We start from the raw sequence: 15,285 nt of genomic DNA on the forward strand, positions 1-15,285 counted from the left end.
GCGCTGAATCGGAAAAAGACATGAATGTACTAAACGGGGCAGTATCGGGAGCGTTCAAGTTGATACAAGACTCTCTTGGGGTTGTGATAAGCCTAAGAGGCAGCACTGTCATCATTGACAGTGACGATATTGAGAAAGCAAAAATTGCTGAAAAACTTGTTCTTGATATTTATGATCTGAAGCGTGAGGGGCCTAATCTAAAAACAAATGACATAATACAGGCTGTTATGAATCTAAACACAAATGGAGGCAGCCTGAAAAATATAATAATTCCTGTCCCTTCAAAGATAAAATACGTTATTCCCAAAACTGAAACCCAAAGAAAGTACGTGGAGGCAATCAAACACAATGACATAGTGGTGGGAATAGGTCCGGCAGGGACCGGGAAAACGTATCTTGCAGTAGCAATGGCCGTGGCAGCGTATATGAAAAAAGAGGTTAGCAGGATAATTCTGGCAAGGCCTGCTGTTGAGGCTGGAGAGAAGCTGGGTTTTCTTCCCGGTGATATACACGAAAAAATTAATCCGTACCTCAGACCCCTCTATGACGCCCTGTTTGACATGATGGACGCCGACAGGGTATCATTGCTGATTGAGCGCGGGGTGCTTGAAATAGCGCCGCTTGCGTATATGCGGGGGAGAACTCTGCGGGATGCTTTTATTATACTTGATGAGGCACAGAATACGACATCTGAACAGATGAAAATGTATCTGACAAGACTGGGTCCTGAGTCAAGAACGGTTATAACCGGGGATGTGACTCAGGTGGATTTACCCCGTGAGAGGGTCTCCGGCCTGGTTGAAATAGAGACTATTTTACGAGGCATTGACGGCATAGAATTTGTTTATTTCAACGAAAAGGACGTTGTCAGGCATCGGCTGGTAAAGGAAATCATAAAAGCTTATGAGAAGCATGAAAATCATTGACATTAAACATAAAAAACTGTTACTAAGCGGTACAACTGTCAGTAATTCGGTTTTTTTAGCTGTACTTTCCTTATTAATTTCTCTTTTAATCAGTAAAGCATTCGTTCTTGAGCATTTTATCGGGGTCTTTTTTATAACTGCCATAAGCCTTTCAATATTGTTTGTAGATATTTTCCGCTATAAGCCGTCATATCTAAAACAGCGTAAAATGCTTATTTTATTGGGAATAATGTTTTTTATGACTATGGTTTTTAGCAGGGCAACCGAGTATGTGCTTTTCACCTTCGTTAAGGGCTTTGGCATACCGGAGCTAAAATCCCTGACCTATGGAATACCGGTACACTCTGGGGCTATGCTGGTTGCCTTAATGTTTGATTCGCACACGGCCATAGTGTTTGCATTTGTGATGAGCATAATATCTGGCATTTGGCAGCAAGACCCGTACTACACATTTTACGTGTTTGCGGGGAGCATCGTTGCGGCTTTCAGTGTTATACGGTGTAAGAGGCGCACTGATTTATTGCGCGGCGGGTTATACATAAGTGCTGTAAATGTTGTCACTGCAGCAATTGTAGCTTTCCTAAGCGCCGGAGATGACATATTTCAGTCCTTTCATTCTCTGATTTTTGCCGCCACAACTGGTATCACCATATCGGCATACGTATCAATTGTTCTACCCACTTTTGAGTATCTGTTTAAGATTACCACAGACATAACTTTGATAGAGCTTCTGGATTTAAACCAGCCGCTTATGAAAAACCTGATGATAAATGCCCCCGGCACGTATCATCACAGCGTGATTGTGGGAAACCTTGTTGAGGCTGCCTCAGAGCAAATAGGGGTCAACCCGCTTTTGGCAAGAGTCACAGCTTATTACCACGACATAGGCAAGATAAAGATGCCGGACTACTTTGTCGAAAACCAGTCAAGCGCCATAAGTAAACACGAAAAACTCACTCCTCATATGAGCAGCATGATACTGATTTCTCATGTTAAAGAGGGACTTGAACTGGCCGATGAGTATAAGCTGCCAGAGCCTGTAAAAGACATTATAACGCAACACCACGGCACTAACATCATAATGTACTTTTATCAGAAAGCTAAAGAAGAACAGGCGGAGCCACCGGATGAGGAGGATTACAGATACCCCGGGCCAAAACCACAAACCAGAGTGGCAGCCCTTGTAATGATAGCTGACGCAGTGGAGGCAGCCTCAAGAGTGATTAAAGAGCCAACACCTGCAAGGGTTTCAGGGCTTGTTGATAAAATTATTAATAACGTGCTGCTGGATGGCCAGTTGAATGAGTGTGATCTGACTCTTAAAAATATAAATGTTATCAAGGAGCGTTTTACATATATTCTTCTGGGTATTCTTCATAAGAGAATAGAGTATCCGGGGTTTGATTTCAATAAACCAACGTTTGGGGAGGGTGAGAAAGATAAGGGTCTCGATAAGGAATCTCAGCAAAAAGATAAAGACAGACACAGTGGCGATAAAACGCCGCCTCAAACTGGCGCTAAGGTACTTGAATTTAAAAAGGGCTGAGCTTGACGTATTATTTGTCGGCAGCCGCAGGATGAAAATTATGAACAACCGGTACAGGGCGGAAAATACTGCCACCGATGTGTTGTCCTTTCCACAGTATAATTCATTGAAAGAGCTGCCCGGTGATATGGACTATCTGTTGGGCGATATTGTTGTAAACATAGAACATCCCTCACTGGATGCAGCCCATGATCATATAGACCGGCTGTTAGTTCACGGGCTTTTGCATCTGGCAGGGTATGACCATGAAAAAAGCCCCAGAATGGCTGCAAAGATGTTTAAAAAAGAAGAGGAAGTGCTCAGTGCCGTTAAGAAGATGGCTGGAGAGTGCCAATAATGCCATAGAGGGTATATTAGGTGCGGCAAAGTCTCAGCGCCACCTGCGCTATCACCTGTATGCTGCCGCTTTTGTGTTGCTATTTTGCTATGTCCTTGGTATAACCAAAATCGAGTTTCTTATTATTGCTGTAACAATCATGTTAGTCATTGCGCTTGAGTTGATTAATACAAGCATAGAGACCACGGTGAATTTGCTGTCACCGGAGATAAATGAATTAGCAAGGGTGGCAAAGGACGTTGCAGCAGGGGCTGTACTTACCATTGCAGTAGGAGCGGCAGTTATAGGCTATATAATTTTGTTTCCATACCTGGTCACATTTTTTAACAATGGACTAACTGTTGCCACTCACGGTGGTAACGATATTGCGGTGCTTGCCTTGTTAATTGTTATTATTTTAGTGGTAATTATTAAAGCCCTCACTAAAAGTGGACATCCGCTGAGGGGTGGAATGACAAGCGGCCATGCCGCTGTTGCTTTTTCCATTTGGGTATCTATCACGCTTATAACTAAAAATCTGCTTGCCTCAGTGTTTGCTCTTTTTGCAGCTCTTATGATAGCACAAAGCAGGGTTGCGACAAGGGTGCATACTAAATGGGAGGTTTTTATTGGCGCAACAATTGGTTCTTTAATTACGTATGTGCTTTTTAGATTGTTTTCCCATGTATGATTCAAAAATGTTATTTTCGGCCATCAAGTGCATAAATAGTTATCTTTTCTGTTTTACCCTTAACAACTACAGAACCTAAAGGACGTATTAAGTAGTCCCCTGTGGATTTAATCAGGGTAGCGCTGCTTACGATAATTTTTGCTTTAAACTCTTCATTTTTTGTAAGCGTCTCAAGTCTTGAAGCAACGTTGACACCGTCCCCTATTACTGTGTAGTTAAGCCTGGACTTAGAGCCCATGTTTCCTGCTAATACAATGTCTGTGTTTATCCCGATACCTATGTCAAGGGGCAAAAAGCCCATCTGTTCAATTTCTTTGTTTAAACTGCTCAGAGCCTCCACCATGTCTAAAGCTGAGTTAAGGGCCCTGTCGGTATCGTCGGGGTTGCCGATAGGAGCACCATACAGAGCCATGATGGCATCTCCTATGTATTTATCTATGACACCGCCATATTTTTCTATTATAGCACTCATCTCTGTTATATACATGTTTAAGAGACGAAGGGTTTCCTTAGGCGTAAGGTTTTCGCTTATTGTCGTAAAATTTCTTATATCAGAAAACAATATGGTTACCTCACGTTCCTCACCGCCGAGTTCGACCTGCTTTTTAAGCAGTTCATGGGCAATAGGGGCAGAAACAACCTTTCCGAGTAAGTCGGCCACCAGTTCCTTTTCCTCAAGCCCTATGCTCATGCTATTAAAGGCCTCGGCAAGTTCACCTATTTCGTCCCTGTGCCGGATTTCCACCCGATGGGTGTAGATACCTTTAGCGATTTTTCTTACACCTTCAACAAGAATACTTACCGGCCTGGTAACAGTTCTGGCTATGCGTAACGATGCAAGGATGGAAAGAAGCAAGGTAAGAGCAAAAAACACGTATAGAGCCCTTCTTAACCTGTAAAATGGTTTGAGGACATCGTTTAGTGAGCGCTGAAGAGCTGTTATTATTGAGTAACCATTAGCATTATGCAAAGTAGTTATTGCCGTAACATATTTGTCGCCTCCATAGTTTACCTCCAGTGTCTTTACTTTTTTGATGTCAACGTTAGAAATAGTTTGAAGCAGGGTTTGAGAGTCTTGTTTAGTTAAAGTTGATGCGATAACAGGCTGGTTCTCTTTCCGGCTCGTATTTATAATGGTTACATCCGCTAAGATAAAATTTTTTAGCTCAGAAAGCAGAGCATCATCTATTACAAATCCTGTACATAACCAGTCGATAGGGTCTGGGGCAAGAAGAGGCACTATAATAATCTGGTACGTTTTTCCGTCCATTGTGACAATTGCCGATGCCTCACCATGGTTTTCGGCCTCAGTTAACGCCTCATTCAACGTATCAGGCACCCGCGTATTATCTTTTACAGTTTCCGAGTGCATCGTACTTGCCAAAACAGTGTGATCCATGGATATGAGCATCACCAGATGAGAATTTATGCGGATTTTCAAGTTTTCAAGTACGGATACGATTGTTTCGTGGTCAGAGGTTGTAATAGCGTTTTTAAAAGCAAAATCCATTGAAAGAAGATGGGTCATCTGTCCAAGCTGCCGGGCTCTTCTGAGCATAAGTTCAATAAACACACGTCCACCTATGGAGAGGTTTTCATAAATCTGGGTTTTAGCATTATCTATCGTAACAGTATCTATAAAAACTATAGTAACAAGCTGAACAAAGCCAAGGAGGGTTAAAATAAAGAAAAGAATTCTTGAGTTAAAACGGCGAAAAAAAAAGTCATATTAGTGATAAAGTCCCACCCCACCTAATACGGGGGCACGCCTTGAGCTCCATTGATGTGTAAGGTGCAGTGTAAAGTTAACACTGGTGTCTTTGTTATTAACTACGGAGACCTTCATTGTTTGTCCCGGAGACTTAGGATCCAGGTTTGGATGCCAAATGGCTACATCATATTGGCCATCCGGCAAATTATTTATGGTCATTTTACCTTGAGAATCGCTTCTTGCAAAATATGGTGTTTCCAGGACATAGATATATGCTTTCATCCAGTCGTGAATATTACATCCAATAACTACCACACCAGGTTTGTCAAAAAGCACTTTGTTTTCGGCTTTAACACCAGGGGGATACAAGGGAATTTCAAATGTTTTTGCAGGAGAAAAGGAGTAAATGTGATGGCGGATTTTATCATTATTGGGAAATGACACAGTAGTGCCAACCTGTATAGGTGTTACATAGTCTATAAATTCTTTGTCAACCTGGTCAATAATAACAGTTACCTGAGGTTTTGACTCTTTAACAGTAAAAGAAGTGGGGGTTGCTGTTACAACTGCAAATTCTACTGGTTTGCCCTCAGTATCGGTAACAAGCGCTTTCAGATTTGCGCCATAACAGTTGGATACTAAAACTACAATAAAGAAAAAACTAATGGTTATCTCAGTAAAAATCATAAAATAGTTATTTTTTTTCATACAATTTCTCATTGTAATATACCTCTTCTTTTAAAAACTATACATAATAGCAAACTTTGCAATGTTTTCATAATAATTCCACCCACTGGAACGTCCTAAAATACGTGAATAATCGGTATTTAAAGATAAATGTCCGCTCAGGGCATAGCTGGCTCCAAGTAAAAGCTGATGGGAGAATCCGTGCATCTTGTATGTCCACAAGGTTTCCCCATAAGCATCATCAAGAATGTTTGCCTTAGAAAACCTTTTAATAGCCCTGATATACTCCGCACCTGCTGAGGAGAGGAAATCACCAGTATTGTAAAAATAACCCGGAGTGATAACTAAACGGGGAGCAACAAGAAAGTTTGCTATAAGTGAAATCCTCTGGTTGTTGAGATCAAAAACGCGGCCTGAGGCACCCAGTTCAGCAGCATTAAGGTCTTTGCCCCTTCTTGCGGTAAACAGATACCCTGCCTGCAAGTCTATCCGCTCACCAAAGTATTTTCCGGCATTAATACCGGCTGTATATATCATGCTGTCTCTGTTACTGTCACTTACGCTTAGATATGAGGCTGAGCCCTTCAGGGAAATCCAGGGAATTTCGTGGCCTAAACCTAGTTTTTGTATTAAAACAAATGAAGGCCCTGCAACAACGCTATCCAACTTATGATATCTGCCAAATATCTCACTGGATATATCGGACGTAAGCCTTAATCTTGTATATTCACCAAGCTGATAATATCTGCCAAGGGAAATAGCTGGTGCTGTCACGAAATCTTCTCTTTTCTCATCAGGAATATATATATAATTTATATTATCCCTGTACTGGGTAGACAGGCTGGCATCTATTATCCATTCCGCCCATTCAGCATGCGAGGTGGATGGAAACATAATTATCAATAAAAAGAGGGATATACAAATGTTTAGAAGCCGGAATTTCCTAAAATTCTTCAAGGTAAACACCATCTTAGTTACCTCCGTATATAACTTATTTTGAAAAAGCCTAAAAAAGTGAACTCAGATTGTATGAAGTAGTGTACTCTAAGCTGGCCTCTGAAGTCAACATTTTATTTGTCAAGCTAAATGATATTCAACAGCATGAGAGAGTAAATTCATTTAATTACCGTCTTTTTCCCTTTCATCCCAGAATTCTTTAAGTCTTCTGATTTCATCCTCAACATCAAAAAAACGAGCAACTATATGCGGATCAAAATGACTGCCGGCACACCTCTTAATCTCATCCATAGCCTTGTCAACAGGCCATGCCTCTTTGTATGGCCGTACCATGGTAAGAGCATCAAACACATCGGCTACAGCCACGATTGCTGCGCTTTGTGGTATTTCTTTCCCTCTTAAACCCTTAGGATAACCCGTTCCGTCCCACCTCTCATGGTGATAGTAAGCAATGTCAGCAGACATCCTGAAAAGCGGCGTATTGCTCTTAGAGAGGATGCTGTGCCCGATTGAGCTGTGTGTCATCATTATTTTCCACTCTTCAGGGTCAAGTTTGGCAGGTTTTCTTAAAATACTGCCGGGCACTCCTATTTTACCTGTATCGTGCATTGCAGCTGCAAGTGCTATTATCTCAACCACTTCAACAGGCCATGCACATGCCCTTGCTATTTCTACAGAATAAGAGGCCATTCTCCATATATGGCTTCCCGTATCAGAGTCGTTAAAGTGTCCTGCGTCTCCAAGCATAAATATTGCTGACTCCTGGCTTTCCTGTAACTGCTTTGTGCGCCTCTTAACAGTCTCTTCACACAGCCGCTTTTGATTAAATATTTCTAAATGAGCTGCAACCCTGTGTAATACAACAGACGGGGATACGGGTTTTGTGATGTAATCAACCCCTCCCGCTTCAAACCCGCGGGACTCATCTCCCACCTCTGCCAGTGAGGTTATAAAAATAACCGGAATCTCTTCAGTCTCAGGGTTTTCTTTCAAACGGCAGCACGTATCGTATCCATCAATTCCCGGCATCATAACGTCCAGCAAAATCATATCTGGTTTTTCTCTTTGCGCTATATTCAAAGCCTCAGTGCCGTCTGTAGCAAAGGACAGTTTGTACGAATCTTTCAATATCTGCCTCATGGCTTGTCTGTTGCCGGCCTCATCGTCAACTACCAGAATATTAAACTTAAGGGGCGAGGCGCCCCCGCCGTAATGGGGTGAGGCACCCCCGTCGTAAATGCCTGTCATTGTAACTCTCCATCAGGTTTAACAAGCGGCAGGTTTATAGTAAACTGCGCTCCGCCCTCTATATTTGATACTGAAATGCTACCGTTCATCTTATTCTCTATAATGGCTTTAGACATGTAGAGCCCTATCCCTGTGCCACTTTTCCCTTTGGTGGTTACATACGGCTCAAATAGTTTATCTGCTATCGAATCGTCTATGCCGCCTCCATTGTCGCTTATGCGTGCAACCACGTTATTGTCTCCCTCACTTATATCAATCGTAATCAAACCCTCTTCTTTAACGGACACCCCCTTTTTGCGTTCTGTATTTATCGCGTCACGGCTGTTATTTATCAGATTTAAAATAACCTGTTTTAATTCATTACGATAACCTGTTGTATATATGCGACATGTTTCCGGAGTGTTAATCCGCACGCAGATGTCGTTCTTTTTCAGCATATCAGAGAACAGATGAATGACCTCATAAAAGGCCTCAGTCACGTCAAAAGTATCTTGTCTGCCAGATGGCTTTAGAAAGTTTTGGAAATCCTCTACTGTGTGGGACATAAGCTTAATAAGCCCCATACATTGACTGACAGATTGTTTAAGATAATCTTTAGTTACCTCTCCTGCCTCAAAAGCCTCCTCAACGTCCTGCACTATAAGCCCCAGGGAATTTAGCGGCTGCCTCCACTGATGGGCAATAGCGCCTATCATTTCGCCCGTGGCTGCCATCTTTGACTGCTGAATCAGCATCTGCTCATCCATTCTTCGCCTGTTAACCTCTATCTCCACCTGTTTTTCCAGATGCCGCTGCAGATTATAAAGTTTCAGATGGGTCTCGATTCTTGAGATAACCTCATCGCTTTGAAAAGGTTTGCAAACATAATCTACAGCACCGCTTTTAAACGCGTTAACTTTTTCGGTGGTGTCAGTAAGGGCGCTGATAAAAATTACCGGAATATCAGAAATTTCCGGTATGGCTTTGAGTTTCTTACACGCCTCATATCCGTCCATCTCTGGCATTATAATGTCAAGAAGTATCAAGTCCGGCTGTACACTCTTAGCCGCTTCAAGTGCCATAATGCCGCTTGCAGCAAACGACAGCCTGTACTTATCCTGAAGTATCTGCCTCAGCAACTGTCTGCTGCCGGATTCATCATCCACTATCAACACGGTGCATCTGTTGTCTGCCATCTCAGACCTCCTGCAATTATTCTCCTGAAGCTCCTGTTTATTAAGCAGATAGTATATCATTTTAGGAATTGATTAGGGTAAGGGATATTATTGAAAATTTACGTCCTTTGGAAAAAAACTGATACTACATGCTGTTTACTGTGCGGCCAAATCCATCCGGCTCAAAACCATAACTAAACATGGCAGATAGTATATCCTGTCTTTGCATATTGCCTTCAAGCAGGTATCTGATTTCATCAACAGTCCGTTTATTTTTAGGATTTTCAAGATTCTTCGACACCCTCAGCACCTCCTCTATGGTAGTTACCCCCTCGACTGCTTTCAAAAAACCATCCTCCACAAGCGAGGTCATCCCATAACGTCTGGCAATGTTTTCCGCCTCTTTTGACACTGCACCCTGTAACACTGCCCGTTTTATCTCATCATTCATGCAAAGCAGCTCGTGAATTGCTATCATGCCCTTAAACCCTGTGTTATTACACTTTTTGCACCCGCTGCCCCTGGAAAAACGTATCTTACCGTTTTTAATATCTGTTTCCACATCATGAATAAATAACGTGAAAAACTCAAGTTCCTCCCATCCCGGAGTATATTCCACCTTACAGCCGGGACAAACTACTCTGACCAGTCTTTGCCCCAGTATGGAGACCAGTGTTGAAGACAACAGAAACGGCCTGATTCCCATATCAAACAGTCTGGCTATGGCTGACGCTGCATCATTGGTATGAAGCGTTGTAAAGAGCAGGTGGCCGGTTAATCCAGCCGTTAATGCCACCGAGGCGGATTCATGATCCCGCATTTCACCAAACATTATAATGTCAGGGTCCTGCCTTAGTGCCGCTTTTATCCCCTTACTGTACGATGTTTCCCTTGAATCATCAGACCCTACCCGTACCTGTGATACCCCGTCAATCAAATACTCAGGGGGGTCCTCAAGTGTTAGTATGCTGATGTCTTCACGGTTTAGGTAATCAAGGGTTGAGTAAAGCGTGGTGCTCTTACCAGAGCCCGTAGGCCCAGTCACTATCACAATCCCTGAGGACATAGAGCACACGATTCGATACTTCTCGATAAGGTTTTTAAACATACCAAGTTTTTCAAATGTAGGCACTACCTCAGCCTGAATTAAAATCCGTAACACCATCTTATCACCATAAACAGTAGGAATTACGGCTATTCTTAAGTCTGCCTCAATGTCTTTGTCCTCATAATAAACCCGCTTTCGGTCATCCACTATCATGTTTGGCACATGTGAATCTTTAAACCTGAAAAAATTCTTCAAACCCCTTACAAACGCAGCATTCAGTGTCTTTGGCAAACCAGGCTGTTCTATCAATATGCCGTCTATACGGAAACGGATTCTGAGATTGTGCTTTGAGGGTTCGATATGAATGTCTGAAGCGCAGGAATCTAATGCTCTCATTAAAAGCTGCATAAAAATATTCATATTGTGGTTTGATGAGTAGTACTTAGTGCCAACAGTAAGAACATCGGTAGCAGCCGAGGATTCCACTACAACTTTTTGTGATAATGATACGGCATCTTTATTGTCATAAACATGCGGAATAAACTCCAATATTTCATTTAAGCTGGCAAAAGCAAATTCCACGCTCAACGTACGTTTAGTCTTGTCACCGCAGGCAGCCAAAGAACTTGTTATTTCTCTTGCCATGTAGTTTTTAATCTTTTGCATATTTTTTATATCAAATTCAGAAATAATACATTGGTAAACCACTGTTGATGGCTCTCCCTGGTACTTCTTATAAGGAATAAATCTGTTTTCCATTAAAGTCTTCTGTGAAAAAGTGAAAAACAGTTCAGGGTCAACCTCCGACATATCCGGCTTGATGCGCGGTATGTTGTTTTGTTTTGCTATGGTTTTAAGGAGTGTCTCTTCACTAATTAGTTTCAGGTCTTCTATTAAGAGAGTGCCAAGTTTCTTTTGAGGATTAACTTTCTGAATTTCTAAAACTTTTCTTAGTTGATCTTTAGTTATTTTCCTGTTAATAACAAGGTATTCACCAAGCGGGACATTTATCTTATTTAGTTGGATAAAAGATATTAACTGGTTGGATGTTAATATCTTTAATTCTATAAGTACGCTGCCCAAAAGGGCTACCTCGCCCTGTTCTCTTAACTGATTTTGTCTCTGCAGGGCCGACATCAGCTGCTTTTTGTTAATGACTCCGGAGTCAATCAGCATTTCACCGATTCGCCTCCTCCGCTCCGTTGCCATGTTTTATCCTGTTCTGAAGTGCAGCTCATATGTGCTTTTTGAACTTATGTCCAGGGCATTTAGAGACTCTATAATCTTAATCATACCGGTCTCTTTGCCTGACTTGTTGCAATTAGCACATTCCTTATATCCGTCCGGTGAGTGGGCAAAGCGTATGAAGACATCGTCGCCTTTGACTGTTTCTGACACGATTTTACACGTATCCTCGCCCTTGACTCTTTTTATTCGTACAACATGATCCAAATTAAGCAGCTCGAAATGCTCCGTTATTATCCACATAAACGCAGACCTCCCCATTTATAAACTAACCCGCCTGTTCCACATCAAAACCCAAGACCTTTCACATATGGAATAGCCGTTATCACACTATACATGACAACCCACAGATTCTAATAAAAAACATATTGTATTGTCAAATTGCCATCTCCTGATGTAAAATTGTGGACATCATGTTTGCCATAGGTTGAAAATGCTTTAATAAAGGGGTTGATTTGTTTACAGCAGTGAAGGAGGAGGCTCTTTGCGGCAGATATAGCCATTGTCTGTCATATTATCTGAGTGCTGTCATTGAAGTCTCTAAGGCTGTACAACGTGAAGTTGAACTTGAAAGCATTCTTAGCGTAATTGTTGAACATACTGCCGTTGTAATGGAGGCTGACAGATGTACGGTTTTTGTTTATGACGACGAAAAGGAGGAGCTGTGGAGCTATGTTGGAAAGGGCCTGAATCAAAATGAAATCAGATTTCCTGTAACTTACGGAATAGCCGGATATGCAGCAAGAACCCGCCAAAAAGCGAATATTCCTGATGCTTATGATGATGAAAGGTTTAATAAAGAATTTGATTTAAAAACAGGCTACAGGACGCGCTCCGTACTGTGCCAGCCAATGATTAATAATGAGGAAACACTGGTTGGAGTTTTGCAGGTAATTAACAAAAAAGACGGATTACATTTTGACGAAAACGACGAGATGCTGATTGAATCTTTAGCAGCTCATGTGTCAATTGCGATTGAACGGGCTTTTTTAACGGAACATTATATAGAAAACAAAAAAAATCAGGAAATGATGAATCTCTCTCATGACATCCAGATGGGAATGCTTCCAAATGATTTTTCAGTCAGCAAATACGTTGAAATACACGCCTTCATCTCTCCTACAAAAGAGGTAGGGGGGGATTTTTACGATTTCCACTTTATTGCCGAAAATCTGCTGTGCTTTACCATTGGGGATGTCTCCGACAAGGGCGTACCAGCCGCTTTATTTATGATGATGGTTAAGACGCTGTTCAGGGCTCTTTCCAAAAAATATACAAATCCGGCAGATATCCTGAAGGCTATAAACAGTGAAATTGCAGAGGATAATGAGACAATGATGTTTGTAACCATGTTTGTGGGAGTTCTGGATATAAACACAGGTAAACTATTATATTGTAGTGGTGGGCATAATCCTCCGTTTATACTGACTGGAGGGGGTACTGCTGTGGAGTTAGAAACAGATATGGGCCCGGCTCTGGGACTTATGAGTGATGCAAATTTTAAGGAAAACACTGTCACACTTGACAAAGATAATGTTATATTCACATACACAGACGGTGTGGATGAGGCTAAGGATGGAGACGGTAAGATGTTTACGTTAAAACGTCTTAAACATTCACTGTGCAGAGCTCATATCGGCTCATTAAAGGCACTGAATGACAGTGTGTTGGCAGAGGTTGGAGTATTTACAAAAGCTGCCCCGCAATCTGACGACATAACCATATTGTCTGTTAAATACCTTGGCAACACAGTTTGACTATGATAGATATGCCTGATAACGACAACTATGAACTTACAGTATCGGCTGTGGTAGAAAATATACCGGTCATTTTGAAATTTACAAAGGGTATTTTGAATGAGCTGGGCTTTAACAAACATGACTCTTTTGACGTGCAAACGGCTGTGGATGAGGCATGTATAAATATAATAAACCACGGGTATGAAAAAGAGGAAAGTGGTGATATTTGCATTAAAGTTAATAACAGTGTGGCTGACATTGTGATTTCAATACAAAGTTACGGGAAACCCTTTGACCCTGAAACTGCAGCCAAACCCGATTTAACATCACAAGTATCTGAAAGGAGGATTGGCGGCCTTGGAGTTTATCTTATACAGCAGCTTATGGATAAGGTCAGTTACCATTACTCTGATAACGTAAGTACACTTACAATGATAAAACACAGAAATGTTTGACTATAACAAACTATAAAAGGGGGAATTTTTATGAAATTTGATTCTAAAAAAGACAAGGAAGGGAATCTCTGTTTTGATTTTAAAAAACAAAACGATGTTTTGGTAGTAACTATGTCGGGAAGCATGGACAGCCAGAGCGCCTCTGAGTTTGCTAAGGTCATTGACGAAAAGCTCAACTCAGGTGAAAATGTTTTCATAGTGAATCTTAATTCTCTTGAGCATTTAAGCAGCGCCGGTTTGAGAAATATCGTAATAGTCTTAAAGAAACTTGATACGATGGGTAAAAAAATGTTCTTTGTTTCCTCAAATGAAGATGTTAACAGGATATTTAAAATGGCAGGGCTGTATAACAGCCTCATCAAGATTTTTGATTCTGATGAGGCAGCTTATAACGCCATCAAATGACGGCAAAGCAGGATAAGGGATTGAAAAAATTTGAAAAAGTGCCATTTGCGGATTTAAGGGCGCAGTATCTTTCAATTAAAGGAGAGATGGATGCGGCGATAGAAAGCGTAATAATGGACAGTGCCTTTATTGGCGGCAAGCACGTTAAAGATTTTGAGGAGAGTTTTGCCAAATATACTAAAGCAAAACACGCTATAGGAGTGGGAAACGGAACCGATGCCCTCTCAGTCTCTCTGAAATGCCTCGGAGTTGCCGCAGGAGATGAGGTCATAGTACCGGCAAACAGTTTTATTGCCACCTCTGAGGCCGTCACTGCAATAGGTGCAAAAATTATCTTTGTTGATTGCAACCCTAAAACTTACAACATTGATACCGATAAACTCTCAAGTGCAGTTACCAGAAAAACGAAAGCCATTATCCCTGTTCATTTGTACGGCCAGCCAGCCGATATGGATAAAGTTACGGGCTTTGCAGAGGCTTATAACCTGTACGTGATAGAGGATGCCGCTCAGGCTCACGGAGCGCTTTATAAAGGCAGAGCGGTTGGTACGTTAGGACACGCCGCTTGTTTTAGTTTCTTCCCCGGTAAAAATCTCGGCGCTTACGGAGATGCCGGCGCTGTAACCACAAATGATGATAACCTTGCCGTTAAGATAAAGATGTACGCTAACCACGGCAGAGTGGATAAATATAACCACGAGTTTGAGGGCATAAACAGCCGCCTTGACGGCCTTCAGGCTGCTATATTAAATGTTAAATTGAGGCATTTAGATAGCTGGACACTTAGAAGACGCCAAATTGCGGATATTTATAATGAGAAACTAAAAGACATAGTTATAACCCCCTGGGTTTTGCCCGATGCCACTCACGTCTATCATCTGTATGTGATTCAGGTACATGGTGACAGACAACAACTTATAAAACATCTCTCTGAACATGGCATCTCAACCGGTATTCACTACCCAACTGCGCCTCCTTTTCTTAAAGCCTACGGTTACCTTTCCCATAAGCCGGAGGACTTTCCGGTTTCATTTGGTTTAAAAGACAAAATACTAAGTTTACCCATACATGGGGATATGACAGATAAAGAAGCGCACTACGTGACTGATGTTATAAGGGATTTTTATAATGCAGGTTGAAGCCTCTAACGCCTCATC

15 protein-coding genes are annotated in these 15,285 nt (G+C 41.7%); 8 read left to right on the forward strand and 7 right to left on the reverse strand.

What is annotated here, in order from left to right; all coding sequences use genetic code 11:
* Positions 1–20: 20 nt before the first annotated feature.
* The 4 genes from HQK88_10310 to HQK88_10325 are packed head-to-tail and all read left to right on the forward strand — an operon-like array spanning position 21 to position 3,479.
* Positions 21–926, forward strand: coding sequence for a PhoH family protein (locus HQK88_10310; GenBank protein ID MBF0617191.1), 906 nt, complete (start codon positions 21–23; stop codon positions 924–926).
* On the forward strand, positions 913–2,472 hold the full coding sequence (locus HQK88_10315) for an HDIG domain-containing protein (protein MBF0617192.1): 1,560 nt from the start codon (positions 913–915) through the stop codon (positions 2,470–2,472). The genes HQK88_10310 and HQK88_10315 overlap by 14 nt, the downstream gene beginning before the upstream one ends.
* On the forward strand, positions 2,453–2,809 hold the full coding sequence (ybeY, locus tag HQK88_10320) for an rRNA maturation RNase YbeY (GenBank protein MBF0617193.1): 357 nt from the start codon (positions 2,453–2,455) through the stop codon (positions 2,807–2,809). The genes HQK88_10315 and ybeY overlap by 20 nt, the downstream gene beginning before the upstream one ends.
* Entirely contained in the window at positions 2,775–3,479 is a 705-nt protein-coding gene (locus tag HQK88_10325; GenBank protein MBF0617194.1) for a diacylglycerol kinase, read from the forward strand. Before ybeY ends, HQK88_10325 begins: the two co-directional genes overlap by 35 nt.
* 10 nt (positions 3,480–3,489) lie before the next feature.
* Here the strand turns inward: HQK88_10325 and HQK88_10330 are convergent, their stop codons facing one another.
* The 7 genes from HQK88_10330 to HQK88_10360 form a co-directional block, all read right to left on the reverse strand.
* The gene (locus tag HQK88_10330) at positions 3,490–5,052 is read right to left on the reverse strand and encodes a HAMP domain-containing protein (protein MBF0617195.1); all 1,563 of its coding nucleotides are present in this window, start codon (positions 5,050–5,052) and stop codon (positions 3,490–3,492) included.
* 156 nt (positions 5,053–5,208) lie between these two features.
* Positions 5,209–5,898 carry a hypothetical protein gene (locus HQK88_10335; protein ID MBF0617196.1) on the reverse strand — a complete coding sequence of 230 codons (690 nt, stop codon included), beginning with the start codon at positions 5,896–5,898 and terminating at the stop codon, positions 5,209–5,211.
* Positions 5,899–5,928: 30 nt separating this feature from the next.
* The gene (locus HQK88_10340) at positions 5,929–6,846 is read right to left on the reverse strand and encodes a hypothetical protein (GenBank protein ID MBF0617197.1); all 918 of its coding nucleotides are present in this window, start codon (positions 6,844–6,846) and stop codon (positions 5,929–5,931) included.
* Positions 6,847–6,996: 150 nt separating this feature from the next.
* Positions 6,997–8,082 carry a response regulator gene (locus tag HQK88_10345; protein MBF0617198.1) on the reverse strand — a complete coding sequence of 362 codons (1,086 nt, stop codon included), beginning with the start codon at positions 8,080–8,082 and terminating at the stop codon, positions 6,997–6,999.
* Positions 8,079–9,257 (reverse strand): hybrid sensor histidine kinase/response regulator, encoded by a 1,179-nt coding sequence (locus tag HQK88_10350; GenBank protein ID MBF0617199.1) that lies wholly within the window; start codon positions 9,255–9,257, stop codon positions 8,079–8,081. Before HQK88_10350 ends, HQK88_10345 begins: the two co-directional genes overlap by 4 nt.
* A 124-nt stretch (positions 9,258–9,381) precedes the next feature.
* Positions 9,382–11,493 carry a Flp pilus assembly complex ATPase component TadA gene (gene tadA, locus HQK88_10355; GenBank protein MBF0617200.1) on the reverse strand — a complete coding sequence of 704 codons (2,112 nt, stop codon included), beginning with the start codon at positions 11,491–11,493 and terminating at the stop codon, positions 9,382–9,384.
* A gap of 3 nt (positions 11,494–11,496) precedes the next feature.
* Positions 11,497–11,772: a hypothetical protein gene (locus tag HQK88_10360; protein MBF0617201.1), complete on the reverse strand. Its 276-nt coding sequence runs from the start codon at positions 11,770–11,772 to the stop codon at positions 11,497–11,499.
* Positions 11,773–11,984: 212 nt separating this feature from the next.
* On the opposite strand from HQK88_10360, the gene HQK88_10365 reads away from it, so the two are divergent.
* From HQK88_10365 to HQK88_10380, 4 genes are read left to right on the forward strand one after another with little or no spacing between them, the layout of a single operon-like run.
* Entirely contained in the window at positions 11,985–13,286 is a 1,302-nt protein-coding gene (locus HQK88_10365; GenBank protein MBF0617202.1) for a SpoIIE family protein phosphatase, read from the forward strand.
* A 2-nt stretch (positions 13,287–13,288) separates the two neighbouring features.
* Positions 13,289–13,723, forward strand: coding sequence for an ATP-binding protein (locus HQK88_10370; protein MBF0617203.1), 435 nt, complete (start codon positions 13,289–13,291; stop codon positions 13,721–13,723).
* A 30-nt stretch (positions 13,724–13,753) separates the two neighbouring features.
* The gene (locus HQK88_10375) at positions 13,754–14,128 is read left to right on the forward strand and encodes an STAS domain-containing protein (protein ID MBF0617204.1); all 375 of its coding nucleotides are present in this window, start codon (positions 13,754–13,756) and stop codon (positions 14,126–14,128) included.
* Entirely contained in the window at positions 14,125–15,267 is a 1,143-nt protein-coding gene (locus HQK88_10380) for a DegT/DnrJ/EryC1/StrS family aminotransferase (protein ID MBF0617205.1), read from the forward strand. Before HQK88_10375 ends, HQK88_10380 begins: the two co-directional genes overlap by 4 nt.
* Positions 15,268–15,285: the final 18 nt, after the last annotated feature.

The organism is Nitrospirota bacterium, assembly GCA_015233895.1.
In the GTDB taxonomy this organism is placed as follows: Bacteria; Nitrospirota; Thermodesulfovibrionia; order Thermodesulfovibrionales; family Magnetobacteriaceae; genus Magnetomonas.

Coding starts and splice junctions, on each gene's coding strand:
- HQK88_10310 (MBF0617191.1), top strand. CDS start 21: ATGAATGTACTAAACGGGGCAGTATCGGGAGCGTTCAAGTTGATACAA.
- HQK88_10315 (MBF0617192.1), top strand. CDS start 913: ATGAAAATCATTGACATTAAACATAAAAAACTGTTACTAAGCGGTACA.
- HQK88_10335 (MBF0617196.1), bottom strand. CDS start 5,898: ATGAAAAAAAATAACTATTTTATGATTTTTACTGAGATAACCATTAGT.
- HQK88_10340 (MBF0617197.1), bottom strand. CDS start 6,846: ATGGTGTTTACCTTGAAGAATTTTAGGAAATTCCGGCTTCTAAACATT.
- HQK88_10345 (MBF0617198.1), bottom strand. CDS start 8,082: ATGACAGGCATTTACGACGGGGGTGCCTCACCCCATTACGGCGGGGGC.
- HQK88_10350 (MBF0617199.1), bottom strand. CDS start 9,257: ATGGCAGACAACAGATGCACCGTGTTGATAGTGGATGATGAATCCGGC.
- tadA (MBF0617200.1), bottom strand. CDS start 11,493: ATGGCAACGGAGCGGAGGAGGCGAATCGGTGAAATGCTGATTGACTCC.
- HQK88_10360 (MBF0617201.1), bottom strand. CDS start 11,772: ATGTGGATAATAACGGAGCATTTCGAGCTGCTTAATTTGGATCATGTT.
- HQK88_10370 (MBF0617203.1), top strand. CDS start 13,289: ATGATAGATATGCCTGATAACGACAACTATGAACTTACAGTATCGGCT.
- HQK88_10375 (MBF0617204.1), top strand. CDS start 13,754: ATGAAATTTGATTCTAAAAAAGACAAGGAAGGGAATCTCTGTTTTGAT.
- HQK88_10380 (MBF0617205.1), top strand. CDS start 14,125: ATGACGGCAAAGCAGGATAAGGGATTGAAAAAATTTGAAAAAGTGCCA.